Consider the following 21,743-nt stretch of genomic DNA (forward strand, 5'->3'; position numbering starts at 1 on the left):
ATGGGCTTTTCCTATGGACGCTTATCGTTTTAGGCGAATGGATCGGATAATAAACAATGTGAGGGAGCCGAGAATTACGGTAAGGAAGAGGGGCAGATCCCAAACTCCTAATCCGGCATCGTATCCCTGAGCCAATCGGATGCCCTGCCATTGATAATAGACAAGGAAAAACGTAAGCTCGGCTTTCAAGGCGACTAGCATAAGCCGAGCGTTTTTGTATTGCCGTTCCACATTTGCTTCCGTTAAATTGGTGTAGTTGTAGATATGAGGGAACTTCTCAAGAATCGTCGAACCCGCCCATAATAAGCACGCTACAGCCGGCATAAACCACAGAAAACCTTTTCCGCCCCAGCCGTCCGCTTCGCCAGCCGCGTTAAAATGAATGGGGATTTGATCGGGCAGGCCTGACCATTCCATTGAAAGGTAGACCACAATCCCAACAATAAGTAACAGGCTGAGGATATCCAATGTTTTTTCCAGCGCTGTTTTGGGAAGCGCCAATACAGGACGGTGTTTAAGCTGCATCTCCATCCTCCTTCCGCGCAAGTTTAGATAGTCTATTTATATTCATTACGGGGAGAGGAGGGTTGAAGTTTCATTATGTGAGCCGGTATCAGCAAGCCGCAAAAGATGGCCAATGCTAACGAGAATCAAGCCTTGGCCGAGCAAATCATCCGCTACATGCGAGACAATATTGCCGAAGGATGATCCATTAACCAGCTGTGCAGCGAATTTCAATTGGGCCGGACTCATTTGATGACACGATTTAATGCCCGCTCGGCGCGCCGGGAAGGGATTAACTAAATCATTACATAGATTTAACAACCCGTTGAACTTCTCCGCTTACAATGGACGGGACAACCCATTATACAGCGAAGGAAGTGCACTAAGATGTCCCGAAAACATTGGTTAGCCGTTCTCGTCTTCTTATGGATGTCGGTCGGAGTTGTTCCGGCTTACGCCCAGGGAACTCCTGTATTTACAGACATTGAAAATTCACCGCACAAGGAGGCGATCCTGGACTTGCACCGGGATGGGGTGATCCATGGCTTTGAAGATAGCCGCTTTTATCCGCAGAAGCATCTGACCAGAGCCGAAGCGGCGTCTCTATTGGTCAAAGGCTTTCATTTGACGCCGATCGAACCGATCGCCTTGAGCGATCCGCAGATGGTAAAATCGTTTAGTTATTCTGATCCGCTTGGAGTCATTGACGAATCGTTCTCTATTCCATCGGCCCAAGATTTAATTGGGCATTGGGGAATGAACGATATAGAAGGCTTGATCAAGGTAAGAGCGGTTGGCGTGGAAGCCAATACATTCTCCCCGGATTCCTTCGTTACGAGGGTGGAGTGGAGAGAGATGCTGGCCAAGCTCATCTTGGGGGCGAATTCTGCCGCAGGCGCGGAGGAACTGGTCGAGCTCGGTCTTCTGACGAAGGAAGAATCCGGTTCGGCGGAACTGATCACGCGGGAAGAGGCCGCTGGGAGTCTTCATCGGATTTTGCAGCATCCTGATTTTAAAATCGTTACGGTCTTCGCCACCTCGGATATTCATTCTCACCTGGAGCCGTACCAACCGGCAGGAACGGAGTATGTCATTGGCGGACTGGCCAAAATGAGTCACATCCTTAAAGAGACCCGGAAGAAGCAGCCCAACACTTTGCTGGTAGATGCCGGGGACGCCCCTTACAATACCAATATCGGAAACTTATTCGAAGGGGCTTCGACGATCGAAGTGATGAATGAAATGAATTACGACGCGATGGTGCTCGGCAATCATGATTTTGATTTTCCATTCGACGTGATGGAGAGGAATGCAGAGAGCGCGCAGTTCCCTTTTTTGTCTGCGAACACACTCTATAATCAGCAAAAGCCCTCATTCTTGCACTCGTCCGTCATTAAGGAAGTCGATGGGGTCAGAATCGGAATTGTGGGCGTGACGGATGATGAAAGCCACTATTACACTCATCCGAAAAATGTGGAAGGAATCAGCTTTATCGATCATTTTGAAGCAGCGCAGCGAGAGGTCGACGAATTGCGGGAGCAAACCGATGTCATCATAGCGCTGGCTCATCTGCATGGAGATAATCCGGTGCTGCCGACCAAGGTAAAGGGCATAGATGTGGAAATCGGGGGCGGGCAGGATGTCGTTGATTTTCCCAAGCTAATCGATGGCACCTGGCTTATTTCGCCGGGCAAACATGCGGAGGTGCTTAACCAGATCAATATCCAGATGTTTGCAGGACAAATGATCGGTCTGAACTTCGCTCATCTTTTCATGACGGACAATTTGCAGTCCGACCCGGGAGTAACCGGCATTATTGAACGATACAGCAGCCAGCTCGATGAAAAAATGAAGCAGGTCATTGGGAAAACGGAGGTTCATTTGGACGGGGAAAGACAAACCGTGCGGATGAAGGAATCCAACCTTGGCAATGCGGTAGCCGACAGCCTGAGAGAGTTGACCGGAGCGGATATCGCGCTGCAAAATGGAGGCGGCATAAGAACGAGCATTCCCGAAGGAGAGATAACGCTGGAGCAAATCTACGCAGTGCTTCCGTTTGACAATACGGTAGTGATGGTGGAGGCCAGCGGTCAGACGGTGTGGGATGCATTGGAACACAGCCTTGCCAGCTACCCGGCCGCGGCAGGAGGCTTCCTGCAAGTATCCGGAATCGAGTACACGTTTGACGCGGCGAAGGAAGCCGGCTCCAGATTGGTCGAAGTGACGATTGACGGCCAGCCGCTGGATAGGGCCAGAATGTACAAGGTAGTCGCTAATGATTTCCTGACCGGTGGCGGGGATAAATTTACGATGTTGAAGGAAGAGACGGTTTTGATGCAGCAAACAAAGCATTATTTAAGGGATGCGTTTACGGAATATGTGCAGAAGCACGGAACGATTGCTCCCCAACCGGAGGGGAGAATCCAAATCCTGAATGCGGAGGAGTAGAATATAGTTGGGTGCACCTTATAGGCATAGGGACAGGCTGCGAAGCCTGTCCCTGCTTATTGGGGGAGTGCCCCTTATTGTTCCTGTAGACTTATCCTAGCATTACAGACGACCTCGGACTGGGGGCCGATGACGGCTGAATGATTACAATCGGACTTCTCTTTGGGTTTCCGCCGATTCGTATATAGCCGATAAGATTCCGATCATGTCCACTCCATACTCCGGTGTAATAAACGGCTCTTCCCTGCCCAGTACGCACTCTACAAAGTGACGGATGTTGAGATGATGCCCGGATTCATTAGTTTTTGGGAACCGGGGAACGATGTCGCACAATACTTGTTCGATTTCCGTGAACAGCTTTAATTCATCGTTATGCAAGCTGCAGCCCGCCAGCGTTCCGCGCAGCTCCAGAAATCTGGATTCCTGCTCGATATTGGAAGCCCAGCTGAATTCAATTTGCAGCGTGGCTCCGTTCTGAAAGCGAATGAAGCCGGTGGCCAAATCTTCGACATCGAATGTTCCTCCGGATTGCCCTGTCACTTGTTTGAGCTCGGGGTCAGCTATCGTCGTCCCTGCAAATTTGGTGTAGGTCGATCCGGATACAGACAGAGGACGCGGGTTTCCCATTAGCCATATAGCCAGATCAATCATATGCACGCCCAGATCGATAAGCGGCCCCCCGCCGGATAATGACTTGGTCGTAAACCAGCCGCCTTGTCCGGGAATGCCGCGGCGGCGAATCCATCCGGTCCGCCCGGTGTAGATTTCGCCCATCGCCCCGGAGTTAATATATTTCTTCATAAATTGGGAGGCCGGTGTAAAGCGGTTATTTCTCATCACCATAAGCACCTTGCCCGATTGTCGGGCGGCTTCCGCCATTTTGCGCGCTTCGGCCGGATCGATGGCATCCGGTTTTTCGCAGAACACATGAATCCCGCGGCTCAAAGCAGATATGGAAATTTCTGAATGGAACAAGTTCGGAGTGCTGATGCCGACGGCATCCAGCTCCTCTTGCTCCAGCAATTCCCGATAATCGGTATATACACGGGCGATGTCAAAATCTGCAGAAGCCGCATCGGCCATTGCCCGATTCGCATCGCACACCGCTACAAGCTCCACATCGGGATGGGATAACCAGCCCGGAGCGTGTGCATGTCTAAAAATATTCCCTGCTCCAATAATGCCTATCTTCAGTTTGCTCAAATCCTACACGCTTCCTTTCTCCTTAATAGGCTCCAGCGGGGGAACGGTATGACCGTACTTTGGCTTCTTGTCTCCCGTCGGCATGGCCCAGCGGATACTATTTGCAATAACCTGTTGAACTCCTTTGTTATAATAGGTAGGGTACGTCTCGTGGCCGGGTCGGAAATAGAAGATACGGCCCAACCCCCGTTTGAAGCAGCTGCCGCTGCGGAACACTTCTCCGCCTTCGAACCAACTGACAAAAACGACTTCATCCGGCTCCGGAATGTCAAAATGCTCTCCGTACATTTCTTCCTGCTCCAGCTCAATATATTCGCCAACGCCCTGGGCGATGGGATGCCCGGGATTCACGACCCACAGCCGCTCCTTCTCTCCAGCTTCCCGCCATTTTAAGTCGCAGGACGTCCCCATCAGCTTTTTGAAAATTTTGGAAAAATGTCCCGAGTGAAGAACGATGAGCCCCATTCCTGCCAACACTCTTTGATACACCCGTTCGACGATTTCATCCTGGACCTCTTTATGGGCAAGATGACCCCACCAGATCAGAACATCCGTCTCATTCAAAACTTCCTCGGTCAGTCCGTGCTCGGGCTCGTCCAGCGTGCAGGTGCGAAGATCAAATTCATCTCCCAATCCTTCCGCAATGACCGCATGCATGCCATTCGGATAAATACTCCGGACGGCTTCATTTTTTTGCTCATGCCGGTATTCATTCCATATCGTCACTTTCCGTTTGCCGCTCATGTACATTTCCTCCTGTAACTAGAATTGGTGATGTCCCCTCTATCATAAAAAAACATATCCATGGGGGAAAGGACCGATTCTGACTAAAATGTATCCAATTGTGCTCTTTTTACATTTGGCGTGTTATAATAACGATAATTTTGACAATATAAATTGAACTAAAGAATTCATAGATCATGGAGTGGAGAAAGAAAGATGCTTCCAGGGCGAGTTTTGGCTTTGTATTCCTACTATCCGAAGGCCCATCCAATGAGTAAGGAGCTCGGTTTGGTCGGGGCCCCCGAAAAGTACCTGGAATCGCTTCGAAGCTCATCTTCACTTTTTGGGGAAAGAGTATGATGTTTGAAGCTTCGGAGGCACTTTCCTTCGGAAAGGAATGATCGCTTTCTTTAGTGCCCCTTATATAGCTAGGAAATGCCGGATGGGCCGAGGAGGATAACGATGCAAATCAGCCATGAGCAGGTACATTATCAGAATCCATTTCTGTGTCTCAAAATATGGGAAATTGTCCATGAAGGCAAGCAAGGGGCTGTAACTATTCGTACCGACGACCAGCCGGATCGCTGGCATTATCATAAGGAAGCGGAATTTTTATTTATTCTCCAAGGAGAAATGGAGGTAGGCGTCTCCGATGAGCGCTGGACGATAGGCCGCGGGGATGTACTGCTGATCGGCTCGTCTCAATTGCACTGGACACGCCCGATCACCCGGCCGCTTAAATATCTTGTGTTTCAGCTTGATTTAACCTCTCATTTTGACCAGTCGGTAGTGATCCATCTTAAATACTTTCAAGAGCGAATTCGTCCCTTAAGCGCTTTGAATTATATATTTAAAGAAGATGCGGCTGTGAGGCAGCAGGTGGCGAACGCCATTGTCGATATTTATGAGGAAGTAAGCCAGCAGGCCAAGGGCTACGAAATCGCGATTTCGATGTTGATCAAGCGGATCCTCTTGCTGCTCGTTCGCAGTGACCACCGGGACATGCTGAACTATGAGCGCGGGGAGCAGCTGCAAATGCTGGAGCCGGTCATGTCGTACATCGATAAGGAACTCGATGGCAAGATAACGGTAGCGGAAGCAAGTCGAAGGGTCAATTTAAGCTACTATCACTTTATGAGAACGTTCAAGAAGGCGATTGGCATGTCGTTTACAGAATACGTTAATTTCAAGCGGATTAAAAAGGCGGAGCAGCTGCTGCTGACGGAGGATAGGAGCATCGAGCAGATTGCCCATGAGGTCGGGATTCCTAACCGGGCGCATTTTTATGAGCTGTTTAAGCGCAAGCACGGAAGCTCCCCCGCTCAATTCAAGCGCAGGATGCATACGCAGCTCCCGCCAGGGACGGGAGGATAGCGAATTCGGTTGCTGCACGGCATAAGAGGTGTACTATTGAGGAACATATGCGGCTGATTAGCGCACTGGCCGTGTCACTGGAAATGTAATGCGTGGAGCCTACGTTCGAAGTCGATGGATGAGGATATGTTTAAATGGCCGATTATTACAGAGGAAGATGAAGCAGCCGTCTTGGACGTACTTCGCAAAGGGGCCATGTCCGGCACCGAGGTGACGTTGCAGTTCGAGAAAGAATTTGCGGAATGGCTTAGGATGGACTATGCGTTGGCATGCAATACTGGTACCGCATCGCTCCATGCAGCGATGTTTGCTTGTAAGATCGGCGTCGGGGATGAGGTGGATACAAGGGCGTAAATTCCTCTCACGACTCAAGTCGCGAGTATCCTTTACCCAGATCATGAAAGGTATGGCGACAATATTTTGACGGAGGATTTGCAGCCCTTATAAAGGGCTGCCACTCGGAGGATACAAGTACAAAGGCTGAGATGGATCAGTTAGAATCATTCGTCCGACCGTTCAGATGACACTCGACGTTATAGCGGTTATCGGTGATAATAAGAGTATTAACGGTCTTTTTGGACCATAAGGGTAGAGGACAGAACGGATACGGACAGGAGTGTTGAGGATGAGTGAGCAGCACTATGAAATGGATTGCAAATATGTAGATTATGATGACAGTGTATGGCGAAATATGGAATCAACTCCTCTTGTCGATGTCGTCGATGGAAGACCGGTCCGGGAGGCGACCGGCATCAAAGCTTGCTGGGATGATGATTTTCTATATGTTCGGTTCGATTGCGAGGACAGTTATACGGTAGCCACCTATACGAAACGGGACGATCCGCTGTATGAACAGGACGTTGTTGAGCTGTTTATCGATGAGGAAAGAAATGGAAGCCGTTACATGGAGTTCGAATTCAGTCCGAACCAAGTTATTTTTGACGCGATGATCGACAATCGGGAAGGACATATTACTATCGATACGGATTGGAACGCGGAAGGATTGGAGGTTGAAGTCCGCACGGAGGAGGATCAGCGCACTTATATGATTCGATTGCCGCTCTCCCATTTCCAGAGGCGGCCTGAGCACGGCACCTCCTGGCGAGTCAATTTCTACAGAATTGACGAACAGCGGGATGGAACGCGGGAATACCAGGCTTGGTCGCCGACCGGCGCGATTAATTATCATATCCCGGCCCGTTTCGGCACGCTTCGCTTCGTTCGAGGCTAAAGAGGAACATTGCAAGTAAGGTGCTATAAGAAGAGGGGGAGTCACCCCCCCCCCCCCTACTCGATAGAATTGATAAGTTTTCGGACTCCCCGCAAAGTCATGTATAAACTTCTTTTAACCCAGTCAGAAAGATCGTTAGACGCAGATCCTGTTAGGGGACGTGCGGAATACGCTCCGAAGGCCATACGTCATTATGCAGGATTATTTCATAAGGATATAGCAATATAGTATCCATGATCGTCTCTGCCAGTTTTCACTGCTTCATCATTCTTGATTGGTGTCCCAAACGATGCTTGTACATGCAGCACATGCTGGAACTGCTCTTCATTAACAGGACAGGGCTGCCAGAATGTTTTTAAATTATCGGAGTGGATCGGATAAAGAAATAGTTTGTTGGCGCCATGCTTATCAAATCTCAACTGGGCAATAAAGCTGTAAGGGGGGACATGACGTAATTGATACTCCCCGTTGCTATTAAATACTCCGTTTCCGATCCCGTAAAGTACCCATTTATTATTAATGCGACTTATTTCCTGCATCAAATGGGCTCCATGGCCGATGATCAAATCGACCCCGGCTTCGATCAATTGCTTAGCATAATTTCGCTGCATCGGCTGGACAACCTCAAAATCAAAGCCCCAATGTGCAAAGAAAATAATGTAAGCATTCGGATTTCTCTGTCTTTCCTCTTGGATTTGATCGATTAGCCCTTGATTAAGACAAGCGGTACCCGCCTCTTCTCCGATAGCATAAAAATTAAATGTTTGGTACATATACGGCCGATACCAATAGGCATTATAACCTATAATCTCTTTCTCTCCAACAGAGATATGCAGCGGTTTTTCCGCTTGAACTGCATTAAGTCCTGCGCCAAAGGTTAATATACCCGCTTCATGGAGTGCAGAAAGCGTAGTCCGCAAACCTTCTTCACCGTAATCCATAATATGGTTGTTGCCCAACGTAACCGCATCAATTCCATAATGCTTTAATGTATCGACGCTCTTGCCGGGATGTCCTCCCAAAACGAAAGGCTTGCTTCCTTGAAGCGGCGACCGCTCTAATTCTGTGAGCACGGCTTCAAAATTGGCAATGTTGTAATGGCCTGATTGTAGAATGGGTTGGATGGAATTAAAAGAATGACGATAACCGTATTTGGTTAATGCATCTTCCACATTATTTTTTTGGCGCCGCTGCGTATAAAATTCGCCAAAGTAGGTATCTCCCAGGATATTAATCTTAACCTGTTCATCATCTGCATTTAATTTCACTGTATTAGAAGGTTGATTTAAAGCTTTTGGCTTTAACCCGATCGCTTTTTCAATAGTTTTGATTAATAGATAGTCGCGGTGAAATTCGTCACGTGCTCCAATTGCTATCGAAATGATTTTTTGATGATTGGCATAGGTCATAGCAATACCCATGGAGTGGTTGTGGCCGAACATAAATCCAGCATTCGCCTTTCCATTCGCAATTAGATTACTTGATGCAGTAAAAGTTTTACTTTTGTAGGTGACGGTCGTCACATTTAATAATTTCAATAGAAAAGGAGGATTAGCAAACAAATGCCGTGCTCCTTTAACCAGGTCATCCACGGTTACTTTCTGCGGTTTATTTCTCATTTGCCGTCCCGTAATATTTTCAACGGCATGATGGCTTATCCCCAGGTCAGCAGCTAACTGCTGAATTTCGTTCAGTGCCTTTCCTGTCGAGCCAAATAATCTTTCCGCTAGGGCCAGCGTAGCATCAGGTGCGTTATGGCACACCATAGCATTTAACAGAGTATGAACGGAAACCTTATCGCCTTCCCTTAAGCCGATCGCATAAGCTGCACGGCTGTCTCTTGCCGGAAAGTTGCCAATGATCGCTTCATCATGCAGCTTTATTTTTCCTCTACCAAGGTTTTCTAATAAAAGAGATAACAATAAAAGGCTGCCCATACCTTGAGATTCTGCTGCAGCTTGCGCTCCTTCTGATCCAAGAACTTCTCCGGATTGGGCGTCCACACTTATCGCACCGTAATGCTTCGTCTGCGGATTTACTGTATTCAACGTGACCATCGTTGCCGTCTTCACATTTTTCTTCCGCAAACATTGTTGAATTAAACTATCTCGGATCTGGGCGAAATCGCTTGCGTCCCGCGAACCTTTGAGCAATATAAAGTCATCTCGTTCTATGATATTCGAAACCGCCTGAACGCAACTTTTCGCATCGCGAAAATAACCTCCAACCATAGTGGGCGGCAATTCCTTTAACAAATACTTCATTTCTTCGCCGTGCGCAAAAACCAGGTCAATTCCCGCTTGCATTAATGGTTTGGCCAACTTTTGATGCATTTCCTGGGCCTTATCTCCCAGATCCACAATGCGACCCAATATGGCGAGCTTTTTTCCTGTAAAAGCCGAGGATTGCTGCTTAAATACATCAAAGGCTGACATCAACGAAAGATACTGGGCGTTCCAACTGTCATCCAGCAGGTAGCTTTGTCCGTTGCCCACTTCCATGGTGACTAATTCTATGACACTTCTCCTTTTAGGCAAGGTTCTAAAAGCAGCGATACTTGATGTTACGTTTAAACCCAAAAGATGAATCGTCGTTAATGCGGCAAGAGAATTAGCGACCATCGCTTTGCCCGGAAGCGGCAGCTCGTAACTTATTTCTGTACCGAAAATACTTGCTGTGACCCATGTTCCTTCTCTGGTCGTGTGCCAATCCTTAACATACACGTCAGCATTGTTAGAAAATCCATAGCTTACAGCCGTGGCACCGAATTCTTCTACTCCTTGTCTGGCTATATCATAATGCTCCATATCCCTGTTTAATACGGCATATCCGCCCGGGACCATGCCTTCACATATTCGTGACTTGAATTTAGCGTTTTCTGAAGCGCTTTTTCTATGTCCTTCTCCCATCTCCGTAATAATACCGATATGAGGACGAGCCAAATTACATATACTTCCGGTTTGCATCCATAATGCAGAAACGGAAATTTCCAAAACGCAGTAATCAGGATTGCTGATGCAGCGTGATAAAGTAAGGGGGACTCCAGTCCGGGAATTATGGTTACCCCTTGTGGATACAACTGTTCCATGCTGTCTTAATAAATGATCCAGCATTAATTTGGTAGTAGATTTTCCAACAGTCCCTGTTATCGCCACGATTTTTCCGTTCATGGCATTTCTTGCAGCGGTTCCCAGTTTCTTGATCGCTTCATAGGAGTTATCTACCAACAGCTGAGGGATCCTCGGGTCCAGATTGGCTATCGGTCTTTGTACAACAGCCCCGACCACTTTGTTTTGAAATCCGGGCAATAAAGGGTGGGTATCGGTCCAGCCTCGATACATTCTCGTATTGGAAGACCCTTTATACCAGGTCTCCTCATCCATTGCAATAAATAGCGTGTTTTCACTATAAGCATCGTCACATTCGTGTTTGGCGATAGCTACATTAAGCGCTTGCCATAGCTTATCAGGTGGATTTACCCATTGTCCGCCCAGAATTTCTTGCAAGTTATTTGTTGTCCATCTTTTTCCTGATAGATTGTTCTGATTTGGCATGATGATTCTCCTCTACGATATTTACTTGAGAATGGATGTTCCACCTAGACTGTAAAAACGTTCTCACGCATAGGTCAACGAGTTCGTCCATTTTAAGGCTTAAATGGAATTTTATATTTATTAACTTTCCAATGTTCGTGTTTATCATAGCTTTCTAAGATTATTGTTGAGAGATTTCACAGTTTCAAGCCTTTTTTACTTCGGTAACTTCATAAGGGCTTTTATCATAGAATTTTCCATAAACTATAATCAACAACATATCCTAACAGTAAAATACCTGTCAACATCGAACTTTTTTATTCTGCTGCTTTCTCCTAGGTCTCATAAAGGGCCAATCTTTAAGAAAAGGCAGTAGGAATGCAACTTCAAAGAAATTTAATATATTCGACTAATATTACTTAAAATCTACATAATCCAGCAAAATGGAAGAAATTGCGACGATAAAACGGTTGCATAATTTAAACATCAGTTTTATACTGGTGTTTAAAAGGCTCTACTGCCTTATTTTACTAAAAATCTAGAAATAAAGGGGGGGACAATTTATTTACCAGATTATGGAAATCGCGCAGCCAATTTGGCTGTAGCATGGAAGGTTGCTCCAAAGGAGGAGGAAAGTAATGAAAAGGAAAACGAAACAATTTGATTACAAAAGAATTATGAATAGCAGAAATAGTAAATCCAATCGAACTAAGAAGAAATTGCTTCCGATCATTGCTGCTGCTTCTACCATTGCACTCGCGGCATCACCTTCTGCCAATATTGCCCAAGCATATTCTAATATTGCAAGCCCGGTGGCGGCACTGAACGTGTCCATGGTTAATCCCATGGCTCTTGGATTAGCGGAGATCAGCATTCTTGGAAACACATCGCTAGTATCCAATCCGGACGGTCAGCAATACAAGAATGAAGCTGGAAATTATGATATTCAATTAACATTTAGTGGAACAGGCCTTGCTAACGTAGGTCTTGCTAATCCTAAGGTCGTTGTATTCACTTTGCCGCCAGAGCTGCAAGGAAAAGTGGTTGGCGAAGTCACAATCGATATTAACTCTCAGTTAACAGCTATTACTCCGGCGGATATTCCCGGGGTGGGCCCGCTTCTCGATGTTCTGGGAACAGCAATTGCAGCTGTAGCGGCTGTCCCGGGATTGCCTATTGATCTTGATCCGTTAAACACAGCTTTCGAGGGAGTTCGCAGTTTACAAGACCTTGGGTCTTATGAAGCGTCCGTTCAAGGAATTGTATCGGCGGACGGACAATATATTTATGTTGATTTTACAGATGGATTAGGGGAGTACGTACGTTCAGCGGTTGGCAACTTATTCGGTCCGCTGCGTCAAGCGGTTCAAGAGTTGGAATATACAGGATGGGGTCCCTTGGATCCGCTGCCGGCAATCCTTAATCCGCTAATTGATGCTGTAAAAGTTGCTGCTAATCCTATTTTTGATATTGTAGACGGAATTACAGCCGGCACCAGTGACGTATTAACGCAATTATTGGATGCTGAATTGCTAGGGGCAACTAATTTCACGCTTAATGCTGAAATGTCCGATCCGCTAGTGGCTGAAGCTACAGTAAGTGCAGCCGCTGTCAACGACCCTCTTATTACGGCTGATATATTAACCAGTATTAATTCAGAAGGGGCTCAGACTACTTTACTGTTCGATTTTGATGATACAGATGCCGACGCGGATGCTGACGCCGATGCGGATGCCGACGCCGACGCAGATGCTGACGCCGACGCCGATGCGGATGCTGACGCTGATGCGGATGCTGACGCCGATGCTGACGCCGACGCAGATGCCGACGCCGACGCCGATGCGGATGCCGACGCAGATGCCGACGCCGATGCTGACGCCGACGCCGATGCGGATGCCGACGCTGACGCCGATGCGGATGCCGATGCGGATGCCGACGCCGACGCCGATGCGGATGCCGACGCTGACGCCGATGCGGATGCCGACGCGGATGCGGATGCCGACGCGGATGCGGATGCTGACGCAGATGCCGACGCCGACGCCGATGCGGATGCCGACGCAGATGCCGACGCCGATGCCGACGCTGACGCCGATGCGGATGCCGATGCGGATGCGGATGCCGACGCCGATGCGGATGCCGACGCCGACGCCGATGCGGATGCCGACGCCGATGCGGATGCCGACGCGGATGCGGATGCGGATGCGGATGCCGATGCTGACGCCGATGCGGATGCTGACGCCGATGCGGATGCGGATGCGGATGCTGACGCCGATGCGGATGCGGATGCGGATGCGGATGCTGACGCCGACGCCGATGCCGACGCTGATGCTGACGCGGATGCGGATGCCGATGCTGACGCTGATGCCGATGCGGATGCCGACGCCGATGCGGATGCGGATGCCGATGCAGATGCCGATGCGGACGCTGATGCGGATGCGGATGCCGACGCTGATGCGGATGCTGACGCCGACGCCGATGCGGATGCGGACGCCGACGCGGATGCCGATGCTGACGCTGATGCCGACGCTGACGCGGATGCGGATGCGGATGCTGACGCCGATGCCGACGCTGATGCGGATGCCGATGCTGACGCCGATGCGGATGCCGACGCCGATGCGGATGCCGACGCGGATGCCGACGCTGACGCCGATGCAGATGCTGACGCGGATGCCGACGCTGACGCCGACGCCGACGCAGATGCGGATGCCGACGCAGATGCCGATGCTGATGCCGACGCCGACGCTGATGCCGACGCTGACGCTGATGCCGACGCCGACGCTGATGCCGACGCGGATGCGGATGCGGATGCTGACGCTGATGCCGACGCCGATGCGGATGCCGATGCTGACGCTGATGCAGATGCCGATGCAGATGCCGACGCTGACGCTGATGCAGATGCCGATGCGGATGCTGACGCTGACGCTGACGCTGATGCCGACGCGGATGCTGACGCCGACGCTGACGCTGATGCCGACGCTGACGCTGATGCCGATGCTGACGCGGATGCTGACGCTGATGCCGATGCTGATGCGGATGCGGACGCTGACGCCGACGCGGACGCTGACGCGGATGCTGACGCCGACGCCGACGCCGACGCTGACGCCGATGCTGACGCTGACGCCGATGCTGACGCCGACGCCGATGCTGACGCCGACGCGGATGCCGACGCGGATGCGGATGCTGACGCCGATGCCGACGCTGATGCAGATGCCGACGCTGATGCAGATGCCGACGCCGATGCGGATGCTGACGCCGATGCGGATGCTGATGCTGATGCCGACGCCGATGCTGACGCGGATGCTGACGCTGACGCTGATGCGGATGCCGACGCCGACGCTGATGCCGACGCCGATGCGGATGCCGACGCGGATGCGGATGCGGATGCGGATGCTGACGCGGATGCCGACGCGGATGCGGATGCTGACGCTGACGCGGATGCCGACGCTGATGCTGACGCCGATGCAGATGCTGATGCTGACGCAGATGCCGACGCGGATGCGGATGCGGATGCCGACGCTGACGCCGACGCCGATGCGGATGCCGACGCGGATGCGGATGCCGACGCGGATGCGGATGCCGATGCCGACGCTGATGCCGACGCGGATGCGGATGCTGACGCCGATGCTGACGCAGATGCCGACGCTGACGCCGATGCGGATGCCGATGCAGATGCCGACGCTGACGCTGATGCAGATGCCGACGCCGATTCGGATTCGGACTCTGACGACGACGATGATGACAACGGTGGAAACAACAACGGTGGAAACAATAGCGGCGGAAACAACAACGGTGGAAACAATAGCGGTGGAAACAACAACGGTGGAAACAATAACGGCGGAAGCAACAATGGAGGAAACAATAATAACGGCGGAAGCAACAACGAGGAATACATTGCAATCACTCCGGTTGAGAGAATCGACAGCGGAATCGCGCCAGGTCGAGATGCCGACAACGATGGCAGCAACTCAGGCGGAGGTTCCGACTCCAATAGTGGTTCCGGAAATAGCACGGAAGAGGACACAGATCCGGACTCCACAAGCATTGTGGATCAACCTTCCATTCCTGCGGATGGTGCCGGGAATGCGAATACGGATGCTGGCGAAGGGTATTCGAATGTGAGTGACCCGGGAGCTAACGCAAATGCGAACGCGAACGCGAATGCCAATGCCAATGAAGGCGCGAAGCTGCCCAACACTTCGACCGGAATGGCCAATTGGGGACTCGCAGGGATGCTGGCTATGCTCGGAGGATGGTTAACTCGGAGAAGATTTACTAAGAAACAATAAGCTATATCTATAACACGGTCTATTAAATCATTATGCTTTGGAGAAATCCCCTGCCTTTAATGCGATCGGATCATTTGAACAAGCGAATGACATTAAGGAGTGGGGGATTTCTCAATATACTATAGTAGTGTGCTACGAGGTGATCCTGATGGGTGCAGCTTTAGATATCGAGACCTTTGAAGACAAGGTTTCCGTTCTGAAACCAAAAATCATTTCACATGTGAACGAAGTAACCGAAGCCATGGAAACATTTTTCGGAAGAACCCCCAAATATGTTATATTTATTTCCATCAGCGATATCAAGGAACGGGCGCGTGTTTTTGTCGGAATTGGGAACTCGGCCGAATCGAGTTGGCAGAATGCTATGATTGCTTGCAGGAAAGAAATCAAGAATAATCGTTGGCAGCCTGTGTGGGTCAAGGTAGACCTGGTTAAAGAGATCAAAACCTACACACTGGAGGAATTTCTGGAGTACTCTACCAAAACGAGAAAAAATTATTTGCGTGAAGGACTTTCGCTGGATCCTTTTTTTCATACTGCTTTTCTGGAGCAGGAATGGAATGCCAACGGGTTTATAAAAAGAGAGGACAGCAAACCAAAGGACGAGCTCCATTTATCCAATATTAACTTTTATTTAAAAACATACCGCTCCTTAAAAAATCCGATCCAGGCCGAGCATATCCAACAAGTTTATTTGTTCAGTACATACAGCTATTTTTACGATACCGAATGCCATGAATTGCACAGCGGACCGCTGCATAACGGACGAAGGAAGATAGACCACATCGACAAAGAGACGGTCTATCAACTGATCGATCATTCTTCGACCTATTTGGCCAACCAGGTGGGACCGAACGGGAAATTTATATATGGTTATTTTCCCAGCTTTAATAGACAAATACGCTTCTACAATATGCTGAGACATGCAAGTACGACGTATTCCATGATCGAAGCGTATGAAGTAACGCGTAATGATCAGCTCGCCTCCCACATTCAGCGGGCATGCGATTATTTAATTAAGGAAGGGATCGAGTTTGTCCAGGGCCGGGGGACGGAGACGCTCGCTTATGTTGTGGAGAGAGAAAGCGGGAACGAAATCAAGCTAGGCGCTAATGCGGCGGCGATTCTGGCTTTGTCCAAGTTCACCAGCGTTTTTCAAACCTCCCAATTTAGAGGGGTTATGACCGCTCTTGCGAACGGCATCGTGGCGATGCAAGATCCGGACAGCGGAGGCTTTGTCCATGTTTTGAATTTCCCCGATCTATCGGTTAAAGATAAATTCAGAATTGTCTATTATGATGGAGAGGCCGCCTTTGCCTTGATGAGGCTGTACGCTATCGACCAGAACCCGAAATGGCTGCATACGGTTGAGAAAGCCTTTGCCTATTTTATTAAGAACGATTATTGGAAATATCATGACCATTGGTTAAGTTACTGTACGAATGAGTTGACTGAGTATAGACCTTTGAAGGAATATTTTGAATTCGGAATTAAAAATGTGGAGAAGAAGCTGGACTTTATTCTGCATCGGGATACGACCTACCCGACCTTCTTGGAATTGTTGATGGCTTCGTATAAAATGATTCGTAAAATGAAGTCGCTTGGCATGGAGGATTTGCTTGAAGAATTCGACCATGACAAGCTGATGGCCGCAATTGAAGGTAGAGTAAGGCATCAATTGAATGGCTACTTTTTTCCGGAAGTGGCCATGTATTTTAAAAATCCGCAAACAATTGCAGGGTCATTCTACATTCGTCATCATTCATTTCGCTGCAGGATTGACGACGTAGAGCATAATATTTCGGGCTACTATAATTACTATAATGAATTTATGTAAAGGGAGACCCGTGCCATGAAAGAGGAAGATGACGATGGGGAAAAAAATCGGCTCTTTGTTCATTCTGATAGGTTTCCTTTTCGTTTCCATTAGTATCTATCAATATTTTAACCATAAGATAGGGATGCAGAAAGCGTTGGCTGAGGCCGAAGCTTTGATCAGCTCTGTGGAGACGGAGCCCGCTACACCGGAACCGGAGGACGACAAGGAATCTTTGGCCGCTCAGCTCGCGGCTCAGCTTGCGGCCAGACAGCAATTTAATCCGAACGATCATGATGCTGTCGGGGTATTGCAAATTCCTAAACTTGATGCGAAGCTGCCTATCATTGAAGGAACGGAAGAAGAAATGCTCGCTAAAGGAGTGGGGCATTACAAGACGACGGCCTTTCCGATGGACAATGAACAAATTTTGTTATCGGGCCATCGCGATACCGTGTTTAGAAATTTTGGCGAGCTGGCGATCGGAGACCGTTTAATAGTAGATATGCCTTATGGATCTTTTGAATACGAGATCCAAGAAACTGAAATTGTCTCCAGCGATGATACAACGGTGATTGGTCCTAAGGGGGAGGAAGTGTTAACCCTGTCGACCTGCTATCCGTTTCGATACGTAGGCGACGCTCCAGATCGATTTATCGTTTATGCTTATCCAGTTGCAGATGAATGAGCAGTTGAAAGCAGCCTTTGTTCCGGTATTCCATTATATGGATGCCGGGCTTTGTTGTCTAGTGACGCTCGTTGATGGTGAGATGTTCAAAAATTGTTCAGTTTCTTATGAGACTATACTGAGTTATCATACAAACTGAGCCAAAGGTGTGATCTTTTGCACGATGTACATTCTTCCTACAACGTACCTCTTGTAGTGCTGTCCGTCTTTATCTCTATTTTTGCCTCCTATGCTTCATTAAATATAGTAGACAGGGTTATCCTACAGCAAGGGCGATCCAAGGTGGTTTGGATCATTATCGGGTCCTGTGTCAAAGGACTCGGGATTTGGTCTATGCATTTCGTCGGCATGCTGGCGTTTCATCTGTCCTTCGAGGTACGATATGATCCGTGGCTATTAGCGCTATCGATGGTGCTTCCCATTGTTGCCGCCTTTGTTGCGCTGCAGTTTGTCACCTGTGAAGTCGTCTCTAATTTCCAGACGGTTATTGGCAGCCTGTTTATGGGCCTGGCGATTACCGTTATGCACTACACAGGGATGGCCGCCATGATTATTCCTGCCAACATCAGCTACAATCCGTATCTTGTCATTCTGTCCCTTCTTATTGCGATTACAGTTTCCTACGCAGCGTTGTATATTTATTTTAACTACAAGAAGGGCTCGCGGAAATCGACCTATGGTGTGAGGATTGCCGGGAGCTGCTTGATCGGCCTGGCTATTGCCAGCATGCACTATACAGGGATGGCTGCGGCTAACTTTACACTAACCGAGGAAGTATCCGATTTGCCAAGCGAGCCATCGGCTGTCAACAATGTCGAGCTGGCCGTATGGATCGGGATAGCGGCTCTGTTTATTTTGCTGCTGATCATTTTCCTTCAGTCTATTGAGCGCCGCGTCGAAGTTCGCTGGGCCAAATGGAATGAACGGCGCTATCAATTTATGTTCGAGCATAACCCGGATATCGTCTGCCTCTATGATTTGCAAGGCAAGCTGTTGCAGGCCAATTCCTCCCTGGAAGCTAAAACAGGCTATATGCTTGGGGAACTGCAGGATCAAACGATTCTTGAGCTTCTCGATCCGCGGGACCGGAATAAAGTGTTGGCCAAATTTAAAAGAGTATCTGCAGGCAGATCCCAGAGTGTTGAGTTTGCTCTGCGCCATAAGAACGGACAGATCCTGTATTTAAATACAACGATCGTACCGTTGATTGTAAATGGTGAGATCATCGATATTTATACCATCTCGAAAGATATTACAGAACGCAAGCAAGCGGAGAATGCGCTTAAGAAAAGCGAGGCCAGCTTGACAGAGGCTCAACAGATTGCCAAGCTCGGCAGCTGGGAATGGGACTTGCTGACGAACGAATGGAACTTGTCGATGGGATTGCGCCGAATTTTTGGGGATATGGAGAAGCTAGCGATGGAGGAGATCATTTCTTTTGTCCATTTGGAAGACCGCCCGCACTTTAGGCGCGTAGTCAAAGCTGCGATACAGCAAAGAAGTGAATGTACGCTTGACTTTAGAGTGGTTCTGCCGGATCGATCGCTCAGGTACTGTTATACGGAGATTCATGCCGAAAGGGATGCCTGGGGCACTGCTCTCCGCATGTATGGCTTCGTCCAGGACATTACGGAACGTAAGCTGTTAGAAATGAAATTACGTGAAGCGACTCAAGCCAAAAGCAAATTTCTGGCCAATATGAGTCATGAAATCCGAACACCGCTGAACGCTATTATAGGATTGAGTCATCTGGTTCAGACAACGGAGCTGTCTGACAAGCAAAAGGATTATGTCCATAAAATTCAGTCTGCCTCACAATCTTTGTTAGGCGTTATTAATAATATTCTGGATTTTTCCAAAATCGAAGCGGGGAAAGTAGAGCTGGAAGCCATCTCTTTTCAGCTTGACCGTGTTCTCAAGGAAGTTACGGACGTCATCTCCCTAAGCGCTGCCGAGAAGGAACTGGAAATTTTCCTGTTCTCCGAATGGAATGTTCCACGAGAGCTGATAGGAGATCCGCAGCGGCTGGCGCAAGTTTTAATCAATCTATCGTACAATGCCGTTAAATTTACAGATGAAGGAGAAATAGTTATACGTGTTCAACTGATCTCGCAAAAGGAGGATCGGGTGAAGCTGAAATTTTCCATCAAGGATACAGGGATCGGACTTACTTCGCAGCAGCAAGCCGTTATTTTTCGATCGTTTACTCAGGCCAATGAGTCGACGACACGCAAATATGGGGGCACCGGATTAGGCTTGGCGATCAGCCAACAATTGGTCGGGATGATGAACGGCAGTTTTACTGTACACAGCTGGATCGGGGAAGGAAGCACCTTCTCTTTTACGGCGGAGTTCGGATTGCAGAAGATTCGGTCACGTCTTCTTATGCCTATGGGTAAGGAACGATACAAGCTTCTGGTAGTCGATAATAATACAACATCCCAAGAGGCCATTAAAGCCTCCCTGTCACCTGAGTTTTTTCAAGTGATTTGTACGGACGGAGCATCAGGGGATGGGGATCAGGGATGGCTTGACGCGCTTGGCGAGAAATGTCCGGGTTCAGGCTGCGATCTTGTTCTGCTTGATTGGAACACAGACAAAAGTAATGGATTTCAAGTTCTGAGAGGCTTTGGGAATAGTTCTAAAGAAAGTGGTATCCCAATCCTTACCATGATAAACTGGTTTCAACGAAACGAAATAGATGCTATTACCGGTTTAAACCGGCCAATCTCTGTTATAGAAAAGCCTTTTAACCATGTCGAGCTGCTCACCGCTCTTCAGAAGCTTCTGCTGCCGGCCAACAAGTCTTCGGCTGAAGAAATGTACGATCCTTCTCTTTTCAGTACAATGGAAGAAGAGTTAAGGAATGCGCGGATTTTGGTTGCTGAGGATAATCCATTAAATCATTTGATTTATCAGGGAATGCTTGAGCCTTATTTCCATGATATCTCTCTGGTTAGTAACGGAAAAGAAGCGGTCGATAAATTCGTTCGTATGTCATTCCAGCCGTACGATATCGTGTTGATGGATTTGCAGATGCCGGAGTTGGACGGGTTTGAGGCCGCTCGACTTATTCGCCAGCACGATGCCCGGACTCCGATCATCGCCATATCCGCATCAGCCTTGTTAGAGGATAAACAGAAGTGCCTGGAATTGGGGATGAATGATTTTATTTCTAAGCCGATCGTTCCGACCCATCTGATTTCGACTATTATTAAATGGCTTAAAGCTGGAATGGACGATTCGGGAGAGCCGTTCGTTGAGTCTGCCCTGCTGTCTGCTGCCAGCCGTTCTGACTTTCCGTCGAGGCCATCGGACGTACTGGACCAGGACGCTTTATTAAACCGGCTTAATGGAGATACCAACCGTCTCTATCATATATTAAACTTGTTTCTTAAGGAGCATTTGCAGATTATTGAACATATTCGAGAATCCTTGATCAGAAGGGATTATAGCGCGGCTGGCCGATTTGTACATAATTTAAAAGGAGCGGCTGGCAATCTGTCGATGAATTCTGTTTTCCAGAATACTGCCGAATTGGAGCAAGCTCTTAAACGAGGGGAAGAAACGAAGATTGCAGAGCTAATGGAACAACTGGAGCTTCTTCTGGATTCCGTCAGACAAAAAATACCTGTTCTGTTGAAGGAAGCCGATGAGGCTCCGGAGCTGAAGCTGCCCGAACCAGCTGTGAACAGGGAGGAGGTCAGATCTCTCATTAAAGAGCTGGACAGCCAGTTAAGCCGGAACAGTATGACCGCTCTTAAGGTAGTGGATCACCTGTCGGCGGCACTCGGCGGACATTCCTTGACAAGCGAAAGAATGAAGAGCATCTCACGTTCTATCAAGGAATTGGATTATATACAGGCAAGACAAGCGTTGCAGGAACTGGATGAAATATTACAATATCAGCAGCCCGAAAACAGGATGGAGGTATAAA

The 21,743-nt window shown here is 48.7% G+C and carries 13 protein-coding genes; 8 read left to right on the top strand and 5 right to left on the bottom strand.

What is annotated here, in order from left to right; genetic code table 11:
- Positions 1–21: 21 nt before the first annotated feature.
- Both KJS69_RS21860 and KJS69_RS21865 read right to left on the bottom strand, forming a co-directional pair.
- Positions 22–525: a DUF1648 domain-containing protein gene (locus tag KJS69_RS21860; protein ID WP_213585913.1), complete on the bottom strand. Its 504-nt coding sequence runs from the start codon at positions 523–525 to the stop codon at positions 22–24.
- A 45-nt stretch (positions 526–570) separates the two neighbouring features.
- On the bottom strand, positions 571–825 hold the full coding sequence (locus KJS69_RS21865; RefSeq protein ID WP_213585914.1) for a hypothetical protein: 255 nt from the start codon (positions 823–825) through the stop codon (positions 571–573).
- Positions 826–891: 66 nt separating this feature from the next.
- Between KJS69_RS21865 and KJS69_RS21870 the strand changes: the two genes are divergently transcribed.
- Entirely contained in the window at positions 892–2,952 is a 2,061-nt protein-coding gene (locus KJS69_RS21870) for a 5'-nucleotidase C-terminal domain-containing protein (RefSeq protein WP_213585915.1), read from the top strand.
- Between the two features lie 144 nt (positions 2,953–3,096).
- Here the strand turns inward: KJS69_RS21870 and KJS69_RS21875 are convergent, their stop codons facing one another.
- Both KJS69_RS21875 and KJS69_RS21880 read right to left on the bottom strand, forming a co-directional pair.
- Positions 3,097–4,155, bottom strand: coding sequence for a Gfo/Idh/MocA family protein (locus KJS69_RS21875; RefSeq protein WP_213585916.1), 1,059 nt, complete (start codon positions 4,153–4,155; stop codon positions 3,097–3,099).
- A gap of 3 nt (positions 4,156–4,158) precedes the next feature.
- On the bottom strand, positions 4,159–4,899 hold the full coding sequence (locus KJS69_RS21880; RefSeq protein WP_213585917.1) for a ThuA domain-containing protein: 741 nt from the start codon (positions 4,897–4,899) through the stop codon (positions 4,159–4,161).
- 441 nt (positions 4,900–5,340) lie between these two features.
- Here KJS69_RS21880 and KJS69_RS21885 point away from each other — a divergent pair, with 441 nt between their 5' ends.
- The 3 genes from KJS69_RS21885 to KJS69_RS21895 all read left to right on the top strand — a co-directional run bounded on the left by KJS69_RS21885 (position 5,341) and on the right by KJS69_RS21895 (position 7,483).
- A complete protein-coding gene (locus KJS69_RS21885; RefSeq protein ID WP_213585918.1) occupies positions 5,341–6,252 on the top strand; it encodes a helix-turn-helix domain-containing protein in 912 nt (303 codons plus the stop codon).
- A gap of 126 nt (positions 6,253–6,378) precedes the next feature.
- The gene (locus KJS69_RS21890; RefSeq protein ID WP_213585919.1) at positions 6,379–6,606 is read left to right on the top strand and encodes a DegT/DnrJ/EryC1/StrS family aminotransferase; all 228 of its coding nucleotides are present in this window, start codon (positions 6,379–6,381) and stop codon (positions 6,604–6,606) included.
- A gap of 271 nt (positions 6,607–6,877) precedes the next feature.
- A complete protein-coding gene (locus KJS69_RS21895) occupies positions 6,878–7,483 on the top strand; it encodes a carbohydrate-binding family 9-like protein (RefSeq protein WP_213585920.1) in 606 nt (201 codons plus the stop codon).
- A gap of 206 nt (positions 7,484–7,689) precedes the next feature.
- Here KJS69_RS21895 and KJS69_RS21900 read toward each other — a convergent pair whose 3' ends face one another.
- Positions 7,690–11,037, bottom strand: coding sequence for a CapA family protein (locus KJS69_RS21900; protein WP_213585921.1), 3,348 nt, complete (start codon positions 11,035–11,037; stop codon positions 7,690–7,692).
- 617 nt (positions 11,038–11,654) lie between these two features.
- On the opposite strand from KJS69_RS21900, the gene KJS69_RS30045 reads away from it, so the two are divergent.
- The 4 genes from KJS69_RS30045 (at position 11,655) to KJS69_RS21920 (ending at position 21,742) form a co-directional block, all read left to right on the top strand.
- Positions 11,655–15,302 carry an adhesive domain-containing protein gene (locus KJS69_RS30045; RefSeq protein WP_213585922.1) on the top strand — a complete coding sequence of 1,216 codons (3,648 nt, stop codon included), beginning with the start codon at positions 11,655–11,657 and terminating at the stop codon, positions 15,300–15,302.
- Positions 15,303–15,450: 148 nt separating this feature from the next.
- On the top strand, positions 15,451–17,139 hold the full coding sequence (locus KJS69_RS21910; RefSeq protein ID WP_213585923.1) for a hypothetical protein: 1,689 nt from the start codon (positions 15,451–15,453) through the stop codon (positions 17,137–17,139).
- Positions 17,140–17,173: 34 nt separating this feature from the next.
- Positions 17,174–17,806 (top strand): class D sortase, encoded by a 633-nt coding sequence (locus KJS69_RS21915; RefSeq protein ID WP_213585924.1) that lies wholly within the window; start codon positions 17,174–17,176, stop codon positions 17,804–17,806.
- 156 nt (positions 17,807–17,962) lie between these two features.
- Positions 17,963–21,742, top strand: a complete 3,780-nt coding sequence (locus KJS69_RS21920; RefSeq protein WP_213585925.1) for an MHYT domain-containing protein — start codon at positions 17,963–17,965, stop codon at positions 21,740–21,742.
- Position 21,743 lies beyond the last annotated feature (1 nt).

This window comes from Paenibacillus sp. J2TS4 (assembly GCF_018403245.1).
Classification (GTDB): Bacteria; Bacillota; Bacilli; order Paenibacillales; family NBRC-103111; genus Paenibacillus_L.

Bases quoted from the DNA above. Each gene is read 5' to 3' on its own strand.
- KJS69_RS21885 (WP_213585918.1), top strand. From the start codon at position 5,341: ATGCAAATCAGCCATGAGCAGGTACATTATCAGAATCCATTTCTGTGT.
- KJS69_RS21890 (WP_213585919.1), top strand. From the start codon at position 6,379: ATGTTTAAATGGCCGATTATTACAGAGGAAGATGAAGCAGCCGTCTTG.
- KJS69_RS21860 (WP_213585913.1), bottom strand. From the start codon at position 525: ATGCAGCTTAAACACCGTCCTGTATTGGCGCTTCCCAAAACAGCGCTG.
- KJS69_RS21910 (WP_213585923.1), top strand. From the start codon at position 15,451: ATGGGTGCAGCTTTAGATATCGAGACCTTTGAAGACAAGGTTTCCGTT.
- KJS69_RS21870 (WP_213585915.1), top strand. From the start codon at position 892: ATGTCCCGAAAACATTGGTTAGCCGTTCTCGTCTTCTTATGGATGTCG.
- KJS69_RS21895 (WP_213585920.1), top strand. From the start codon at position 6,878: ATGAGTGAGCAGCACTATGAAATGGATTGCAAATATGTAGATTATGAT.
- KJS69_RS21915 (WP_213585924.1), top strand. From the start codon at position 17,174: ATGGGGAAAAAAATCGGCTCTTTGTTCATTCTGATAGGTTTCCTTTTC.
- KJS69_RS21900 (WP_213585921.1), bottom strand. From the start codon at position 11,037: ATGCCAAATCAGAACAATCTATCAGGAAAAAGATGGACAACAAATAAC.
- KJS69_RS30045 (WP_213585922.1), top strand. From the start codon at position 11,655: ATGAAAAGGAAAACGAAACAATTTGATTACAAAAGAATTATGAATAGC.
- KJS69_RS21880 (WP_213585917.1), bottom strand. From the start codon at position 4,899: ATGAGCGGCAAACGGAAAGTGACGATATGGAATGAATACCGGCATGAG.